Annotated in this window: 14 protein-coding genes, 3 tRNA genes and 2 pseudogenes; 6 read left to right on the top strand and 13 right to left on the bottom strand. The window is 35.1% G+C overall.

The window, feature by feature from the left end:
* Nucleotides 1-98: 98 nt before the first annotated feature.
* Nucleotides 99-1,526, bottom strand: a complete 1,428-nt coding sequence (locus tag LB100_RS01420) for an MgtE intracellular N domain protein (RefSeq protein WP_456201132.1) — start codon at nucleotides 1,524-1,526, stop codon at nucleotides 99-101.
* Nucleotides 1,527-1,690: 164 nt separating this feature from the next.
* Nucleotides 1,691-1,766: transfer RNA gene (locus LB100_RS01425), tRNA-Ala, on the bottom strand.
* 290 nt (nucleotides 1,767-2,056) lie between these two features.
* On the opposite strand from LB100_RS01425, the gene LB100_RS01430 reads away from it, so the two are divergent.
* Together LB100_RS01430 and nuoF are read left to right on the top strand one after the other, a co-directional pair.
* A tRNA-Lys gene (locus LB100_RS01430) sits at nucleotides 2,057-2,129 on the top strand.
* A 17-nt stretch (nucleotides 2,130-2,146) separates the two neighbouring features.
* The gene (gene nuoF, locus LB100_RS01435) at nucleotides 2,147-3,400 is read left to right on the top strand and encodes an NADH-quinone oxidoreductase subunit NuoF (RefSeq protein WP_264719821.1); all 1,254 of its coding nucleotides are present in this window, start codon (nucleotides 2,147-2,149) and stop codon (nucleotides 3,398-3,400) included.
* A gap of 22 nt (nucleotides 3,401-3,422) precedes the next feature.
* Here nuoF and infC read toward each other — a convergent pair whose 3' ends face one another.
* From infC to nuoI, 3 genes are all read right to left on the bottom strand, one after another.
* On the bottom strand, nucleotides 3,423-3,941 hold the full coding sequence (gene infC / locus LB100_RS01440; RefSeq protein WP_264719820.1) for a translation initiation factor IF-3: 519 nt from the start codon (nucleotides 3,939-3,941) through the stop codon (nucleotides 3,423-3,425).
* Between the two features lie 11 nt (nucleotides 3,942-3,952).
* Nucleotides 3,953-5,854: a threonine--tRNA ligase gene (gene thrS, locus LB100_RS01445; protein WP_456201134.1), complete on the bottom strand. Its 1,902-nt coding sequence runs from the start codon at nucleotides 5,852-5,854 to the stop codon at nucleotides 3,953-3,955.
* A 185-nt stretch (nucleotides 5,855-6,039) separates the two neighbouring features.
* On the bottom strand, nucleotides 6,040-6,522 hold the full coding sequence (gene nuoI / locus LB100_RS01450) for an NADH-quinone oxidoreductase subunit NuoI (RefSeq protein WP_456201135.1): 483 nt from the start codon (nucleotides 6,520-6,522) through the stop codon (nucleotides 6,040-6,042).
* Between the two features lie 197 nt (nucleotides 6,523-6,719).
* Between nuoI and mnmE the strand changes: the two genes are divergently transcribed.
* The 3 genes from mnmE to LB100_RS01465 all read left to right on the top strand — a co-directional run bounded on the left by mnmE (nucleotide 6,720) and on the right by LB100_RS01465 (nucleotide 9,361).
* Nucleotides 6,720-8,048, top strand: coding sequence for a tRNA uridine-5-carboxymethylaminomethyl(34) synthesis GTPase MnmE (gene mnmE, locus LB100_RS01455; RefSeq protein ID WP_456201136.1), 1,329 nt, complete (start codon nucleotides 6,720-6,722; stop codon nucleotides 8,046-8,048).
* A 47-nt stretch (nucleotides 8,049-8,095) separates the two neighbouring features.
* Nucleotides 8,096-8,180, top strand: a tRNA-Ser gene (locus LB100_RS01460).
* Between the two features lie 170 nt (nucleotides 8,181-8,350).
* Entirely contained in the window at nucleotides 8,351-9,361 is a 1,011-nt protein-coding gene (locus LB100_RS01465) for an NAD(P)/FAD-dependent oxidoreductase (RefSeq protein ID WP_456201137.1), read from the top strand.
* A 24-nt stretch (nucleotides 9,362-9,385) separates the two neighbouring features.
* Here LB100_RS01465 and LB100_RS01470 read toward each other — a convergent pair whose 3' ends face one another.
* The 7 genes and pseudogenes from LB100_RS01470 to LB100_RS01500 all read right to left on the bottom strand — a co-directional run.
* On the bottom strand, nucleotides 9,386-11,053 hold the full coding sequence (locus LB100_RS01470) for a recombinase family protein (protein WP_456201139.1): 1,668 nt from the start codon (nucleotides 11,051-11,053) through the stop codon (nucleotides 9,386-9,388).
* Nucleotides 10,962-11,237, bottom strand: a complete 276-nt coding sequence (locus tag LB100_RS01475) for a hypothetical protein (RefSeq protein ID WP_017532679.1) — start codon at nucleotides 11,235-11,237, stop codon at nucleotides 10,962-10,964. Before LB100_RS01475 ends, LB100_RS01470 begins: the two co-directional genes overlap by 92 nt.
* Before the next feature lie 106 nt (nucleotides 11,238-11,343).
* Nucleotides 11,344-11,814: an ankyrin repeat domain-containing protein gene (locus LB100_RS01480; protein WP_456201141.1), complete on the bottom strand. Its 471-nt coding sequence runs from the start codon at nucleotides 11,812-11,814 to the stop codon at nucleotides 11,344-11,346.
* 38 nt (nucleotides 11,815-11,852) lie between these two features.
* On the bottom strand, nucleotides 11,853-12,563 hold the full coding sequence (locus LB100_RS01485) for an ankyrin repeat domain-containing protein (RefSeq protein ID WP_135352802.1): 711 nt from the start codon (nucleotides 12,561-12,563) through the stop codon (nucleotides 11,853-11,855).
* A 168-nt stretch (nucleotides 12,564-12,731) separates the two neighbouring features.
* Complete coding sequence (locus tag LB100_RS01490) at nucleotides 12,732-13,892, bottom strand: phage tail protein (RefSeq protein WP_108784550.1); 1,161 nt, start codon at nucleotides 13,890-13,892, stop codon at nucleotides 12,732-12,734.
* Nucleotides 13,892-14,692, bottom strand: coding sequence for a baseplate assembly protein (locus tag LB100_RS01495; RefSeq protein WP_456201143.1), 801 nt, complete (start codon nucleotides 14,690-14,692; stop codon nucleotides 13,892-13,894). The genes LB100_RS01490 and LB100_RS01495 overlap by 1 nt, the downstream gene beginning before the upstream one ends.
* 2 nt (nucleotides 14,693-14,694) lie before the next feature.
* Nucleotides 14,695-14,871: pseudogene (locus LB100_RS01500) on the bottom strand (GPW/gp25 family protein); the annotation flags it as partial.
* Nucleotides 14,872-14,941: 70 nt separating this feature from the next.
* On the opposite strand from LB100_RS01500, the gene LB100_RS01505 reads away from it, so the two are divergent.
* Nucleotides 14,942-16,056 (top strand): IS3-like element ISWpi17 family transposase gene (locus LB100_RS01505; protein ID WP_214303219.1). Its coding sequence is split into 2 segments (ribosomal slippage): nucleotides 14,942-15,215 and nucleotides 15,215-16,056, totalling 1,116 coding nucleotides; the frame shifts between segments, so codons are not numbered across the junction.
* A gap of 112 nt (nucleotides 16,057-16,168) precedes the next feature.
* On the opposite strand, the pseudogene LB100_RS01510 reads toward LB100_RS01505, so the two are convergent.
* Nucleotides 16,169-16,633: pseudogene (locus tag LB100_RS01510) on the bottom strand (phage terminase large subunit); the annotation flags it as partial.
* Nucleotides 16,634-17,025 lie beyond the last annotated feature (392 nt).

Here is a 17,025-nt window from a genome sequence, read left to right on the forward strand (position 1 = left end):
TGTAAAAAAATTTAACTAATCCTTAACTATAATAAACAACGTATAAGTTGCTTATCATTGGAATACTTTGCTATAGCTCCAAATCTAGAGCTATTTATCTATATTAACTCATAATATCCTTCTTCCATAACATCATATGGAGAATCCATTGGTGGCGGTGTGGTAAATTCGTCGAGCTTTTTGTGTAACTCATTTATCGATTCTTTTTGTTTATAAAACTCCTCCTTCAATGCATCAATAATATCTTTAGAATGATCTTTACTATCAAGATCACCAATCACAGATATAACTTTCTCGTGAGGCAATTTGTGAATAATATCTTTAAGCTCTCCTGCACCTAAATTGTCCAAAAGTTCTTTAAACTGCTCATTAGACATATTGCGAGCAAAGGCTTGAAGTTTTTCTGGGTTGTCAGCTAAAGACTTAATAATAATCTGAATCCTATTAGAATCAGTTAAATCCTGAGCTACTATTGCAAGTTTCTCGTGGTCTAGTTTCTTAACTAAATTATGTAATTTATCTCCTTCTAACATTTTTACTAGAGTTGGAAGTCGATCTTTTAACGCTTCATTAAAAAGAGTGCTTAAAATTTGCTCAGGTGCATCTTTTATTAGTTCTACAAACTGGTCATTACTCATTGTCTTGATCGCCATCTGGAACTGATCCATTTTAAGGTGAGGGAAAATTTGTTTTACTTGCTCTGGATTTAAGTCTCTCACTAGAGCTTCAAGCTGAGCATCATTTAAAATAGGAACAATTATTTGTAACTTTTCTTGATTTAATTCATGAACAAGAATGTGTAATTGGTGGTTGGTTAAATGACTCACCAAAGCTTGCCATTGATTATCTGTTAAGTGCTCTACTAAATCCTCTATTTGGCCTGGACGAAGAGTATTGGCAAGAATTTCTAACTGACCTTCTGTTAGTTTCTCAACAAAAATTTTAGCAAACATCTTTGATAGTAGTATATTCTCTGGTATTTTAGATAATATATCTTTTATTGTTTCTTCACTGACATCCAGTCCAATATATTGTAATGCCTGATTGTCAGGTGAATTAATAATATTTCCTTGATAATCTGAGAAATAATATTTGTAAGTATCATCCAGCTCTTCCTGTGTTACATAACTATGTTTCGATCTCTCAGATTTAACATTATTACGCAAACTACTACCACCATCTCCTCTACTTATAAACTTCGATTCCATTGATAGCTTGACCAACATATCACCGTAATATACAAATGCACAACTGTTTTCTGTATAACCTGGTTTATCTCTAGAAAGAATACTTTTCAGGGTATTCTCCTCTTCGTTCCTTATGCAATAAAACCCATCTCTAGCGATGTTATCGCCGCATAATCTTATTGGTAATTCTATCGCTTCATCTTCTTTTTCCAGTTGCACAAGCTTAACTTTTTTAACAGGTTGAAAATGAGAAAAGTCAGGCCAATAGACGCTGCTACCAAATCCTTTTGATAATTCCTCTCCGGGTACCATCTTAAAGACAAGTTTTTTTCCACTCATAAGTATTATCTAATAAATTTAATTATATCTATTCTAACATTTATTGATTAATTTATGATTAAATTGGTTTGTACTAGAATTGTAATAACAAAATATCACTAGAGAATTAGTATAAAACCCCGATAGAATAAATAGGCTGGCTTTATGGTATGTTGAACCTATATTGGTGGAGGCAAGCGGGATCGAACCGCTGACCTTCTGCGTGCAAAACAGATGCTCTACCAGCTGAGCTATACCCCCACTTTTGCTTAAAGCATAAATCACTCAGGCTGAAATGCAAGAAATATTTATCTATTGCTAAATAGTTCACAAATTCTGCAGTTATGTAAAATTCTCTATCTTTTTAGAGTTGTAAGTCAGCTTTGCCAAATAAATCTGTTAATTAACAAGAAGTTTTCCTTCAAAAATTTTTAATTAAATTATCACTAACGCAGTATATTATATAATTTATTTAATCACACATGAAAATTTTAGTTTGATTAAAACGGATAAAAACTATATTACTGTTTAGTGTAGCTGAAAAATAAAATGATCCCGTAGCTCAGCCGGTAGAGCAACTGACTTTTAATCAGTGGGTCACGCGTTCGAATCGCGTCGGGATCACTTAGAATCTTAAAAGCATGCTAAAAGAACAGGATAAAATATTCATAAACTTAAATGGTAGAGAAACACCACTACTTGAAGGTGCAAAAAAACGTGGTAGTTGGCAAAAAACAAAGGAATTACTGGATTTAGGATCAGAAAAAATCATTGATGAAGTAAAGAAATCTGGCTTGAGAGGTCGAGGGGGTGCAGGATTTTCTACTGGCCTTAAGTGGAGCTTTATGCCTAAAAATCCTTTAAAAGCGTATTTAGTAGTCAATGCAGATGAGTCAGAACCTGGTACGTGTAAAGATAGAGATATATTACGATATGAGCCACATAAGTTACTTGAGGGAATTCTTCTAGCTGGCAGAGCGATCAGCGCATCAGTTGCATATATTTATATCAGGGGTGAATTTTATAATGAATATTTAGTTCTAAAAAAGGCACTTGAGGAAGCCTATAAAGAAAACTTAATTGGAAAAAATGCCTGCAAATCAGGTTATGATCTTGATGTGTTTATTCATAGGGGTGCAGGAGCTTACATATGTGGAGAAGAAACAGCTCAACTTGAATCAATTGAAGGAAAAAAGGGCTTTCCTCGAATGAAACCTCCATTCCCTGCGGGTGTTGGACTTTTTGGCTGCCCAACCACAATAAACAACGTTGAAACTATAGCCATAGTTCCAGATATTCTAAATCGCGGAGGAGAGTGGTTTGCATCTCTGGGTAAACCAAATAATACTGGCACTAAGGTCTTTTGCATTTCAGGGCATGTAAATAATCCATGTAATGTTGAAGAAGAGCTCGGAATTTCACTGCGTGAATTAATTGAAAAATACGCAGGTGGAGTGAGAGGAGGTTGGGATAATTTACTTGCTGTAATACCTGGTGGGTCTTCAGTCCCATTAATTCCAAAATCTATATGTGATACTATTGAAATGGATTTTGATTCATTAAGGGCTGCAAAATCAGGGCTTGGTACTGCTGCTGTAATAGTGATGGATAAATCAACTGACATAATAGCTGCAATAGAAAGATTATCACATTTCTATATGCATGAGTCCTGCGGACAATGTACACCATGCCGTGAAGGCACTGGATGGATGTGGAGAATTATGAGAAGAATGGTAGCAGGAAATATTAAACCTGGTGAAGTAGATAAGCTACTTGACCTTACAACTCAAATAGAAGGGCATACAATTTGTGCACTTGGCGATGCTGCAGCTTGGCCAGTTCAAGGATTAATCAGACATTTTCGTCATATAATTGAAGAGAGGATAGTAACTTAACTTATATTTTTAAATGATTTTACTACTTAGCAGCTAAAGTTAAAGAATATTGATTTCCTTCCCTTTTAGGTGCTAATTCTACTTTTGCAATATCTTCAGCGTCTCTAATTAGCCGTTCTAATTTTTCCAGTCCAATTTCAATGTTCATAAGCTCTCTCCCTCTAAATTTCATTGTGACTTTAATTCTATGTCCATGCACAAGAAAATCCCTTGCTTGACGCAATTTTGTTTCGTAGTCGTGATCACCAATATTAGGACCGAGTTTAATTTCTTTTATAGTTAATGTTTTTTGTTTCTTTTTTGCTTCACTTGCCTTCTTTTTTATATCATACTTTTGTTTGCTATAGTCCAGAATCTTACATACTGGAGGAGTTGAATCAGGTGCAATTTCTACCAAGTCTAAATTAACACTTTGTGCAACTTCCAAAGCTTGTCCTATTGGAACAATTCCAACCATTTCACCATTATGATCAACTAAGCGTACTTCCTTAGCTGTGATGGATTCATTAATTTTGTTTTTATTATTCTTTTGAACTTGCAAATTTTTCTCCCTTAACTCAAATTAATACTTTTTAAAAGCAATTCAGTAGCCTTTTCCAAAGGAAAAGACTCTTGTTCTTCTGACCCTAAATTTCTCACTGACACAGTTCTATTGATGATCTCATTTTTACCTATAACCCATAATATAGGTACCTTATTTGAACTATGCAAGCGTATCTTATAACTAATTTTTTCATTGGTCAAATCGGTCTTAATTCTAACACCTTGTTCTTTTAAAATATTGCTGATTTCAGTAGCATAACCATCAGCTTCATTTATAATGGTCAGAATAGCAAGTTGCGTTGGAGCAAGCCAAATTGGAAATTTTCCTGCATAATTTTCTATCAAAATCCCAATAAAACGTTCAAAAGTTCCAAGAATTGCTCTATGTAGCATAACAGGGTGGTGCTTTTGTCCGTCTGCTCCTATATAAAAAGCTCCAAGCCGCTCCGGTAAAATAAAATCAACTTGCAACGTTCCACATTGCCAATTTCTACCTATTGCATCTTTCAAAACAAACTCTAACTTTGGACCATAAAATGCACCTTCACCAGGATTAAGTTCATAACTAAGCCCTGCTTCTTTAACTGCTTCAAGCAGTGCTCTTTCAGCTCTATCCCACACTTCATCATTACCTGATCTAGTATCTGGACGGTCTGAAAATTTCACAGAAATTTCATTGAACCCAAGTTCTGAATATACTTCTTTTAAAAGGTCACAAAACTTTACAGTTTCAGAATTCACTTGTTTTTCCATACAAAAAATATGTGCATCGTCTTGCGTAAAACCACGCACTCGCATCATTCCATGCAATGAGCCTGAGCTTTCATTTCTATGGCATGTGCCAAACTCTGCCATACGTATCGGTAAATCACGATAGCTTCTGGTGTGAGAATTAAAAATCTGCACATGACAAGGGCAATTCATGGGTTTTATTGCTAGCTTTTTACTTTCAGATTCATCAATAATGAACATATTTTCACGAAACTTATCCCAATGTCCCGATTTTTCCCACAGCTCTTTGCTTACTAAAATAGGTGTTTTTACCTCAAAGTAGCCATTGTTCATTAACTTTTTTCTGATGTAAGACTCAAGAACATTATATAAAGTATATCCCTGTTCATGCCAAAAAATCTGCCCAACAGCTTCCTCTTGAATGTGAAATAAGTCCATATCCTTAGCAATTTTGCGGTGGTCGCGTTTTTCTGCTTCCTCCAGACGTTTAAGATAAGTATTTAATTCATCCTTATTTCTCCACGCGGTGCCATATATTCTTTGCAACATTGGGCCCTTAGAATCGCCACGCCAGTATGCACCTGCTACTTTCATAAGTTTAAACGCTTTAACTCTGCCAGTTGATGGTGAGTGCGGACCACAACATAGGTCTACAAAGTTGCCTTGTTTATAAACAGTTAGGTTTTCATTTTCTGGTATTGATGAGACAATATCAACCTTGTATCTTTCACCTATATCACTAAAGAAATCAATTGCCTGCTTACGAGTCCAAACTTCTCGGACGAATCTGTGGTTACTTTTTATAATTTCCTTCATTTTTTTTTCTATTGCAGTAAGATCGTCCGTGGTAAAGGCACGATCTGTAGCAAAATCATAGTAGAAACCATCTTGAATTGTTGGCCCGATAGTAATCTGAGTATTAGGAAAGAGCTCTTTTACTGCCTGCGCCATTATATGAGCAGCATCATGCCTTATTATATTTAAACCCGCTTCGTCACTCAGTTGTATTACCTCTATCTCTGTATCAGATTCAATTTCACGTGAGAGATCATACAACTCACCATTTACCTTAAAGGCAATTGCTTCTCTCAAAGCATCCGGTTGTAATATATCAAAGCCAGTGACTCTACCACTGTATTCTTTTACTTTTTGTTCGGCTAAAAAGGTAACTTTTATCATTCATTAGACCTTTTATCATCCCAGTGCTTGACACTGGGATCCATGTTTCTTTCTTTTCTAGATTCCAGCGTCACGCGCTGGAATGACACCAAAAGATGAGCTACTGATCTTTCAGTTAAATAACAGTTGTACAAGAGATCTATTACATACTTGCTGTAAGAAATTTTAATTGTTGACATACCTAGTTAATAATACGGCCTATTCTTTTTTAACCTGAGTGCAATTGCTTCTTCCCAAACTTCACCATTACGCAATAGCTTTTCTTTATTGTACATTAGCTCCTCTCTTGTTTCAGTAGCAAATTCAAAGTTAGGACCCTCCACAATTGCATCAACTGGACATGCCTCTTGGCAAAGTCCGCAGTATATGCATTTTGTCATATCAATATCATAGCGCGTAGTGCGGCGACTACCGTCTTCTCTTTCCTCTGCTTCAATAACTATTGCTTGAGCAGGGCAGATAACTTCGCATAACTTACAAGCTATGCATCGTTCTTCACCATTTGGATACCTACGCAGCGCATGCTCACCACGAAACCTTGGACTTAAAGAGCCCTTCTCCATAGGATACCTCAAAGTAACCTTTGGTTTGAACATATATTTTAATGTAATAACAAACCCTTTAATTAACTCTACAGAAGACCAATACCAAGCTAATTTCTTGAGCATAATATTTAAAACTTGTGTCAGTCATTATAAATCATATTATCAGTTTTCAAAATAAATATTTTCATCTGGATGACTTTTGTAGTTTTTCTGTACAATATATTTACTAATACTGCATTAATATGAATAAGTAATATAAGCAAAAATTTTTTAGATTAGGTATTTCGATTTCTTAAATTGCTAAGTAGTTTATATAAATAATGACAAACACAAATGAAACTATTTTTGCTTTGTCGACCGTATTTGGTAAGTCAGGAGTTGCAGTAATCAGAATTTCAGGCAACTACGCCCTTAAAGCTTTAAATCATTTTCATATTAAGAAAAAAATTAAACCAAGATTTGCTACTTTAGTTGATCTATATGATGATTCCAATCAATTGATAGATAATGGAATAATCATCTATTTCCCTGCTCCAAACAGTTTCACTGGTGAGGATGTTATAGAGTTACAAGTGCATGGAAGCAAGGCCGTCATAAAAATCATCTTGGAGAAATTATCAAAAATTTTCGTTATGGCCAGGCCTGGAGAATTCTCACTTAGGGCTTTTCTAAATGGTAAATTTGACTTAACGCAAATAGAAGGAATTGCAGACTTAATTGATGCTGAAACGAAAATGCAAGCTAAACAAGCGATTAAGCAGATGTCAGGAGAATTGGAGAGACTATACAGCAATTGGAGGCAAAGATTAATAACGATACAATCTAAAATCGAAGCATATATAGACTTTCCAGAGGACATTTGGGCAGAAAAAAGTGAATTGGAAAAAATTAATAATGAAGTGCAATCTCTCGTGCAGTTGATACAAGAGCATTTAAATGATAATAGACGGGGCGAAAGGTTGCGTGAGGGTTTACATATTGTAATAACTGGTGAACCAAATGTCGGTAAATCAACTCTGTTTAATTTCTTAGCCAAGCGTGATATTGCTATTGTTTCTGAATATGCAGGCACAACAAGAGATATACTTGAAGCTCATATTGACATTGGCGGATACCCAATCATTCTCTCTGATACTGCTGGAATTCGTGAAAGTTCAGATCCAATAGAATCAGAAGGTATAAGTCGAGCAAAAAAGAGGTCTTTTGAAGCTGATTTAAGAATAGAGCTATTTACTTTTGAACAACGTTATAATATCAATTGCAACGTTGTAAATAGCGATACTATTTATGTATTGGGCAAAGCTGACGATGTTATCAATAATCACAATATAAAAATTAATGGCATAGATCTTTTACCCATTTCTATTCTAAAGGGAATAGGTACAAACAAATTGATCTCTCTCATAAAAGAGAAGGCAAAGGAAAAATTTGGGCATGATAGAGACACTCCTGTGATTACTCGGCAAAGACATAGGAATCACATGCAGAAAGCACTGGAACATTTACAGCGTTTTAATATCTATAATCCAATTGAGTTGATATCTGAAGACTTGAGGCTTGCTGCATTTGAACTTGGTGCAGTAATTGGAATTATTAATGTTGAGGAAATATTGGATAGTGTGTTTAGTAGCTTTTGTGTAGGCAAGTAAGATTTTTATAGATTGCTTGAAATTAAATATTGTGGTAAAAAAGAGGTGGACGGATGGCCGAGCGGTTTAAGGCACCAGTCTTGAAAACTGACGTACGGAAACGTACCATGGGTTCGAATCCCATTCCGTCCGCACTTACTTCTCAGATTTAAAATGTTAGTTAATTTTTAGAGCTTATTTAGATGGTTCGTAACGCTGGAAATCTTGTCTAATCTAGCCACATCTTTTAAAAATACATCCCTTTGTAAATTGACCTTGTTAGCAAAGAAAGCTAATATCTATAAATAGATCACCATCTGAATATGGAAACCGATATAGTAATAATAGGTGCAGGGCCTATTGGAATATTCACTGCTTTTCAAGCGGGAATGCTTGATATGAGATGTAATATAATAGATGTTTTGGATCAAGCAGGGGGACAATGTACAGCTCTTTACTCAGAAAAGCCAATATATGATATACCTGGTTATCCTGTAATTACTGCCCAAAAATTAATTGAGCAGTTAATGGAGCAAGCTTCACCGTTTGAGCCTGTTTACCATTTAAGTCAAAAAGTGGAAAAGATTTCAAATAACGAAGGTGAAAACTTTACTATCATAACGAACATAGGTACAGAGGTAAAATGCAAAGCCGTTATCATTGCTGCAGGTAACGGAATGTTTGAGCCTAATCGTCCACCCTTAAGTGGTATATTAGAATATGAAAATAAATCTGTGTTTTATAGCGTAAATAAGATTTCTGATTTTCAGGATAAAACTATAGTCATTGCAGGGGGGGGTGATTCTGCGGCTGATTGGACTGTAGAACTTTCTAAGGTTGCGAAGAAAATTTATGTGATACATAGGAGAAAGGAATTTCGCTGCACTCCTGAAACTAGAAATAAATTAGAATCACTTGAAAATGATGGAAAGATAGAACTGGTAGTGCCATATCAATTACACGAACTAGCAGGAGGTAATGGGCAGTTGAGAGCAGTGATAGTAAAAAACATTGCCTCTAAGGAAGAAAAAGAAATATCCGCTAATTTTTTGCTGCCATTTTTTGGACTGTCAATGAATCTTGGTCCAATAAACAATTGGGGTATACAGTTAGAACATAGCCGCATAGTTGTTAATTCAGCTACGCTTAGAACTAGTAGAGATAGAATATATGCAATCGGAGATATAGCTACTTATCCAGGCAAACTAAAATTGATACTAAATGGTTTTGCTGAGAGCGCCATGGCTTGTTATGACATATACAAAGTAATTCACAATTCTCCAGTTAATTTTCAATATTCAACTTCAAAGGGAATTCATGGAAATAAAGAGTAAGGAGATCCATGAACCTACATGGAGTTATCTCAAGCATAAGGGAATACAAACGAAAAAGATTACTTTACAAATTTCCCCAACTCCCTTATCATGACGTCCAGTACAATGTTGCAAATTAAAAATCTCTCCATCCTGTGCTGGTTCTTCTATTCTAAACGCCACTTCTACCTGGTCATAACCAATCTGAATTCGTTCTACTAATGCTTTAATGATGCCACGCTTAGTTTGCCAATCTAGCTGTTCCAAATTAGATTTTACACTGGAATAAAGACTCTTTATACTGTTGATGATAAGGTTCATTCCCTTCTCTATCGCTTTTTGATCAACTACCTTTTTCTTCTCTTCTTCTATCCCTCTTAAGCGTTCCCTCATTCTTTTCATCGTCTGTTTAAATTCTTCCTCACTTATATATCCTTTATCTCCTACATTTTCTTGACTATAATAGTCTTCCATTAACTTTTCGATGCCTTGTTTTATTTGATTTTCTCTTCTTGCAAGCTTCTTATCTGATGATTCATCATTTTTATTTTCTGCAATTCTACGGTGATACTCATTTTTTATTATCTCTGGGTTTTTTAGTAAATTTTTCACCTTTTCCCATATAGCTGTTTCTAACATATCTGTACGGACCAATTTATTAGTACACTTCTCCCTACCATCAGTAATACGTATAGTACTACTACAGCGATAATAGCTAAACTTTTTTCCCTCAACTCCACATTGTGCACCACTATACGCATATCCACAGTTTTGACACACAACTAGACCTTGTAATAGGTATTTCTTTTTTCCTCCCTCTCTCTGCATCCTTGCTCTTTTTCTATTTTCATCCAGTTGCTTTTGTACTTTATTAAATAACCCTTCATCAACTATTTTTGGTACTGGTATATAAATCCAGCTGTCCTCATCTGTGCGACAGATAGAAACCTTTTGTTTATTTCTTTCTCTTTTTTCAACCCTCTTTAATTTACCAAACGCTGCTTGTCCTTTATATGCTGGATTTCTTAACACCTTCCAAATTATTATTGGACACCACACCTTCTTTCCAGTTCTTGTTCTAATTGACTTATCTCTTAGTCTACGTATCACTTCCCTTATACTTATTCTCTCTTGCCCTACCCACATGAATATCTGCTTTACTATTTTTGCTTCCTCTTCATTTATTTCAAACTTTGTCTTTTCTCTATCTACATGCTTTATACGATTATAACCAAAAGGTGCAATGCCAATTACACTTACACAGCCTTTTTTTGCTCTATGGAGTTTTCCCCTACGACTACGTTCCATAATCTTTGTACACTCATATTCTGCCACTAATCCTTGCATTCCCAATAACAATTTAGACTCTGGATTATTTTCAGTCTTATGATTTAAGAATATTACTTCTACTCCTGCTTTTTCAAATTCATCAAGTAGTATCATTTGATGTGCAGATTTTCTTGATAGTCGGTCAGGTGAATGAATATAAATTTTATCAATTTGATCTTCTCCTACTTTATCACGTAATGCATCTAAACCTTCACGTTCTAAACTCCACCCACTAAGCCCATCATCCTTAAATTCATACTCATTCAGTAACTCATGCTTATCTGCAGCAATTCTATGCTTGAGCTCGGCAATTTGACTCTCTATTGTATTGTTCTGCGCTTGACTCTTCGATGAAACTCTTGCATATAAGGCCACTGTTATCATTTTTCTTTATCTCCTTTTCATTGTTTCTTTTTACCGCATACCTTAGTAACAGCTCATAGGCGTCTGCTAGATGTTGTTCCGCTAATTCATCTGGCTCGTATCGGCAAGTTAATGTTCTTTTTCTCATAGTTTCTCCTGCAAATGTTTTTGTAGTGCAAGGAGCCTTACCACTCCTTTTTTCCATCAATCCATTTACTCTTATGAAAAAGACCAACTTTTATCAGCTACAGCCTTCAAATTTGGTCTAGCCCTTCCTTTACCAACTGCTGTTGCGCTTTCTGATACGACTCTTATTTTTTTAACAAACTTTCCATTTTCTCTGTTTCTTTCTTTAATACCTCGGCTATTTCTTTGCTATTTTTCGCATAATCCATCGCTATCATTCCAAATTTATCCGCTTGCTCTATTTCTCCTCCAGCTTTTACCAGCTCCTCCACTATTTTTTTTTCACCTACCATGCACGCAAGGTGTAGAGGTATGCATTTATTTCCATATTCCTCAGCATTTACGTCTGCTCCTGATTTTATCAATTCCCTCACGATTTCTAGACGTTTCTCCGTTACCGCTAGGTGCAGTGCTGTGTATCCTTTCACATCTGCTGCATTCACATTCACTCCTTTTTCAACTAATAACTTCACTGTTTTTGCGTCTACTGCATAATGCAGAGCTGTTCTTTCCTTCTCGTCTCTTTCATAAATATTTTCATATGAGTTCTCTAATAATTCTTTTGCTGACTTATTAAATTTGCCAAGCTTTAACATAATCCACCTCACCTTTTCTTTAAATTTAAATCCCTCTTTTAAACCTTCCTTTTCGCTACCTCATCTATCATTTCGTTCACTTGGCTCATTATTTTGCTTGCTAAATTTTTACATTCTTCCTTTATCAGTGATTTGTCTCTCTTCCTTATTTCTTCTATCTCTATTATTTTTAACTCCGGCAAATAACTCCCATTCAACATGTCTGCTATTTCTCCCACTAGCCTCTCTATTCCATAGCATGTCAGTTCTCTATTTTTTATTACTCCTCCTTTTTCTCTCAAAAATTTGCTTGCCTTTTCACTTTCTTTGCTATCACACAGAGAATACTTTTCACTTTCCCAGATGTAATACATTGGTGTTGCACCATATTTATTCAGTTGATTAACTTCAGCTCCCGCTTTTACTAGCTCTTTTATTATTTCAACTCCTGCTCCTCCTATTTTGCATGCAGAGTGCAATGGCGTACATCCACTGACATATTGAGTGGCATTTACTTCTGCTCCTTCCCTTAGCAGCACTTTTACATTTTCTAAGCTTTTTGCAAATACTGCACAGTGTAGTGGTGTATAACCATTTTTATCTCTTGCATTTACCTCTGCCCCTTTTTTTATTAATAACCTCACTGTTGTGTAATCGGAGATTTCTACTGCTTGATGCAAGATCGTCTCTCCTTCTTCATTTCTTTTATTAATGTTTTTAAACCCGTTACTTGATACTTCTTTAAAAAACTTACTCTTGCTAAAACTCATTTCATACCTCACAAAATTAGCTTTTCTAGCGCCAGACAAATTTCTTATATTTACCTGCTGCTATTCAAGTCATGTCCTTTTTAGCATGAGAAAGCAAGTCCTTTTCTTTTTATTTCATACACTTTTACCTATTATTAATATAATATATGATGATCTAAATATAAGTGCTTAACTTATTAGAGATATTATTCGACTATCTTTCCAACTTCTGTGCAAATGTCGATGTTCATGCCACTTCAGTACTCCCGGGTAAAATACTAAAATGTGCTTTTCTAATTCGTGTATTGAGTCTTTTTGCTCTGAATCTAAATCGTTTTTATAGTAAACGTTGTGTTCTGCTAAAACATATTTTCTGACCTTCTGATCTGTATAATTTTCTACTTTATAGTTGTGAGTAACGCTAAATCTTTCTAAAATTGGCTTGTGTTTTAAATTCCAATATTGCCCTGAAAGTTTATCGCTTCCCAATACAAATTTATTTCCTCTTTCTTCTACGCTACTAACTGGAAAGCACGTATTTATGTCTCCTAAATCCCAACTGTCTGATAATACTATCTGCGCTTTTGCAAATTTAATCGATGGTAATAAACTCTGTGGTAATGGATATAGTGCTTTTAAGTTGTACCACAAATGATTTCTTTCATAAATACCGTTATAATTCTTTGTGTGAGGCTCTGTTTCTCCAAGGATTGCTACATCTAGGCGATATATATCATTGCTTAAAGCTCGTTCATAATGATCGCGTAGATAGTTTTCTATAATTCTAATAACTGGACCACTAGACCTGAAAAAATTTACTCTTCCAAATGATAACACTGGTCCATCTTTTTCTATTTTTACTCCTGAATAATCAGAAAGAAGATCTCCAAATAAACTCTCATCCAATATAAATCTCTGCGCATTATAATAATCGTTAAAAATCCTCATCAACCTCGATCTTACAGGCAGTGATAGTTTTGCCAGCTCTACTACTGCATCTACGAAGAAGTCATTTGGTACCTCTTTTATCCCTACTTGCAACTCAAAAAAGTGTTTACCGGGTGGTTCTTCGATGATTGTAATGTCTTCTATATTTGCCCACTTGAGTGCTATTTTAAGTGATTTAGGTGTTCCTCGCAGTCTTTGAAATTTTACTCCTTCTACTACTGCTTTTCTTCTATCTTTTACCCAGCGTAGTATTTCTTCTAAACCATATTCTTCTATTATCCACGGCAATGTTTCTTCTTCCAATCTAAATTTAAATCCTCTAATACAGCTTGGATCAACCTTATAATCTATCGCATCTACTAGCGCTTTTTCCTGTTTTGTTGCATTTGGTGGCAATAACATTAATTCCACTCAATCTTTAAATTTTTCAAATTTGCAGATTCATTTCCCAGAACCACAACATCCTCTCTTGGCTCGATCAATTCCACATTTTCTACACCATCTACAAATAGATTCGCTATTATCCATGATCTTGTTACACTCCACCCTAATCTTTTTGCTAATTCAAACTTCTTAATAAACTGCTTCTTGATTTCTTCCTCTGATATTACAGGACTCATGCTCATTCTGCTGTGAATATCTATTTCCGTAATATTGCAACCAATTACTGTTATCGTATCTGTTAAAACCCTTATATCATCTCTAGTAACCTGCTTTTTTACAATTTCTAGTAGTTCTTCTGACACTATGCCAGTTGTGGATAATTGTGTTGATAAGATTGAAATTTGTACTTTCCCTGGTATAGGTGATTCTACTAATGCATCTTTTACTCTACTATCTGCTGACAGTGCCTGATAACGATAATACTCTTTACTTCCTCCTGTACTCCAGCCTTTTATTTTTGCTTTTATTCTTTTTCTAAATCGTTCGTCCTCTTCTTCTTTTTCTCTCTCTACTCCATAAAATTCAGCTAAATTACCAAGATCTTCTCCCGTTGCAAATTTTAGTAAATTACTTTTTACAGCTTCATTTATTCTTTCTCTGAGTAACAACTCTCTCCATGCTGCCACCTCCAGAATCTTTATCGCTGGATCACTTTCAACTAATGCTGTAAAACTTGTGTCTCGATTTACTAACTCTTCTTTCATTCTCGAAAATATTTCCTCATAGCTTAGTTTTTCAATAATATTAGATGTTTGCATTTCTAAACAACTACTCCACTAATATTTATGAACTTGCCTTCTGAAAGATACATACCTTCAAGTACAAGAGTCATTTTTCCTTCTTTAGCTTCAGCAATCTTTACTTTTTCTAACTTAAATCTCTTCTCAAATTTCCCCAGTGCTTCTGCTGTTGCTGCATAGATCTTCAAAGTAAAATCTATAATGCACCCCATAAACTAGACCAAAAAAAAATGGTTGATCCGAGTAGGAAGGTAAAGGGGTAAAAGTATGGCGACAAAAAAATATGAACCAGAGTTAAAAGCAAAGATAGCTTTGGAAGCAATAAAAAATCAAAAAAGCACAGCTGAGATATGTAGTGAATATAAAATACCATCAACAAATCTATATGATTGGCGTGATAGAGTATTGGCAAGGTTAAAAGACCTATTTGTTGAAGAAAGTGAAAGTGCGAGAAAACAAAGAATCTTAGCGCAAGAAATAGAAAGTTTACATAAAGTAATAGGAGAATTGACAGTGGAAAATAGCTATTTGAAAAAAAAATTACTGAAATAAGCAAAAAAGATAGAGTAAGGTTTATAGAAAAAGATTCTGATCTGTCAATTAGGAAACAGGCTGATTTATTGGGGATTTGCAGATCTAGCCTATATTATAGGCCTATAATTAATAACGAAAGTGAAGTAGCAAATTTGATTCAAGAAGTATATTTGGCTTCTGATTGCCGTTATGGATATCGTAAAATTACTGCTGAAATCATAGCGAGTGGAGTAGTAGTCAATCACAAAAAAATCTTAAGAATTATGAAAAAAATGAAGATTAGTGGGCTGTATTGTAGAAAAAGATGTAATACAAGTATTAAAGAAAAAAAGCATAAAATATATCCTTATTTACTCAAAGATTTGATTATTTGTAGAGTTAATCAGGTATGGGCTACTGATATAACATATATTATGGTAGAAGGTAAGTTTATCTATTTTGTGGCAATAATGGACTTGTATAGTCGCTATATTATTGCTCATTCATTATCACCATATCTCGATGCTGGATTTTGCCTTTATACTCTCAAAGAAGCTCTAAAACAAGGTAAACCTGAGATTTTTAATAGTGATCAGGGGGTGCAGTTTACTAGCTACAACTTTATTATGGAATTAGAGCGTGCTAATATTAAAATCAGTATGGACCATAAAGGACGTTGCTTCGACAATATATTTGTTGAGCGCTTATGGAGAACTTTAAAGCAAGAAGCTATATATTATTATAGACCAAATAGTATCAGAGATTTAAATCTTATAATAAATGATTTTGTTGCTTGGTATAACTATAGAAGGCGACATCAGACTCTACATTATAAAGTTCCTGCTGATCTTTATTATCATAAACAGTAAATGAATATATTGATAAATACTTTAAATGTGTGTCGACGTATTTATCAACATATTCATTTTAAAAATCGGATCACTTTGAAAAAAATGGTCTAGACAAATGGGTGCATTATACTTGAGAGGAACTCAGTGGATCATCCACGACGATAAAATCTCCACCTTCACCAGTCAGTGTTCCACCAACAGATGTTGCAATCCTACATCCTCTCTGCACTGTTTGAAATTTATATTTAGTGTTCTGGTCTTTGCATAGTTCTACCTCTGGAAATAGCACTCTATACCAACTAGACTGCATCACGCACCTGGTGTCAAGCGAATGCTTTTCGCTAAGCCGCTGAGAATAGCTTGCAACTATTATTCTTGCGGTTGGCTGATTACCAAGTATCCATGCGGGCCATGCAACACTCACGCACATAGACTTCATCGAGCGCGGAGGCATATTGAATATTATTCGCTTCACTTCACCAGTGCTTGCTGCTTCAAGCCTGTCTGCTATAATTTTTATATACTGATAATTGTTATACTCACATCCCGGCATCACCGTTTGAAAGCATAGTTCGATAAATTTTAAAAAGTTCATGTTAGTCTCCTATAGTGTTAGTGGAATTTACTTTATGGTGGTGTCAGCCTCTTTGGTGTCATATCAGCGTCCTTTTTCTTGTCATCCAAGTAGCCCTTTCCTTGTCATTCCAGTGCTTGACACTGGTTCACCTTATGATGGTGTTATTCAAGCAGCCTCTATCCAAGTGCCCCTTTGGTGTCATCCGAGTAGCTGACACTGGTTTCTTACCAACAAAACCTAGCATAACTTTTGTGCTCAAAAGATTTCTGGATTCCAGCATCAAGTGCTGGCCTGAAGCTTTAGTTACAAGTATTAAGAAATTCACCAAATGAAGAAAAAAGGCAAAAGAATCCCCGTATAGCGAGTTTTAATAATGTAAATTGATAATGTGCTAACAAGCGCGATTTGGC

The sequence above is a fragment of the Wolbachia endosymbiont of Protocalliphora sialia genome (assembly GCF_053891855.1).

What these genes read in the sequence shown, in the direction of transcription:
- thrS (WP_456201134.1), bottom strand. Translation starts at nt 5,854, where the DNA reads ATGATAAAAGTTACCTTTTTAGCCGAACAAAAAGTAAAAGAATACAGT.
- LB100_RS01475 (WP_017532679.1), bottom strand. Translation starts at nt 11,237, where the DNA reads ATGGAAAAAAGGAGTGGTAAGGCTCCTTGCACTACAAAAACATTTGCA.
- nuoF (WP_264719821.1), top strand. Translation starts at nt 2,147, where the DNA reads ATGCTAAAAGAACAGGATAAAATATTCATAAACTTAAATGGTAGAGAA.
- LB100_RS01470 (WP_456201139.1), bottom strand. Translation starts at nt 11,053, where the DNA reads ATGATAACAGTGGCCTTATATGCAAGAGTTTCATCGAAGAGTCAAGCG.
- LB100_RS01485 (WP_135352802.1), bottom strand. Translation starts at nt 12,563, where the DNA reads ATGAGTTTTAGCAAGAGTAAGTTTTTTAAAGAAGTATCAAGTAACGGG.
- LB100_RS01465 (WP_456201137.1), top strand. Translation starts at nt 8,351, where the DNA reads ATGGAAACCGATATAGTAATAATAGGTGCAGGGCCTATTGGAATATTC.
- LB100_RS01420 (WP_456201132.1), bottom strand. Translation starts at nt 1,526, where the DNA reads ATGAGTGGAAAAAAACTTGTCTTTAAGATGGTACCCGGAGAGGAATTA.
- LB100_RS01495 (WP_456201143.1), bottom strand. Translation starts at nt 14,692, where the DNA reads ATGCAAACATCTAATATTATTGAAAAACTAAGCTATGAGGAAATATTT.
- nuoI (WP_456201135.1), bottom strand. Translation starts at nt 6,522, where the DNA reads ATGCTCAAGAAATTAGCTTGGTATTGGTCTTCTGTAGAGTTAATTAAA.
- LB100_RS01480 (WP_456201141.1), bottom strand. Translation starts at nt 11,814, where the DNA reads ATGTTAAAGCTTGGCAAATTTAATAAGTCAGCAAAAGAATTATTAGAG.
- LB100_RS01490 (WP_108784550.1), bottom strand. Translation starts at nt 13,892, where the DNA reads ATGTTATTGCCACCAAATGCAACAAAACAGGAAAAAGCGCTAGTAGAT.
- mnmE (WP_456201136.1), top strand. Translation starts at nt 6,720, where the DNA reads ATGACAAACACAAATGAAACTATTTTTGCTTTGTCGACCGTATTTGGT.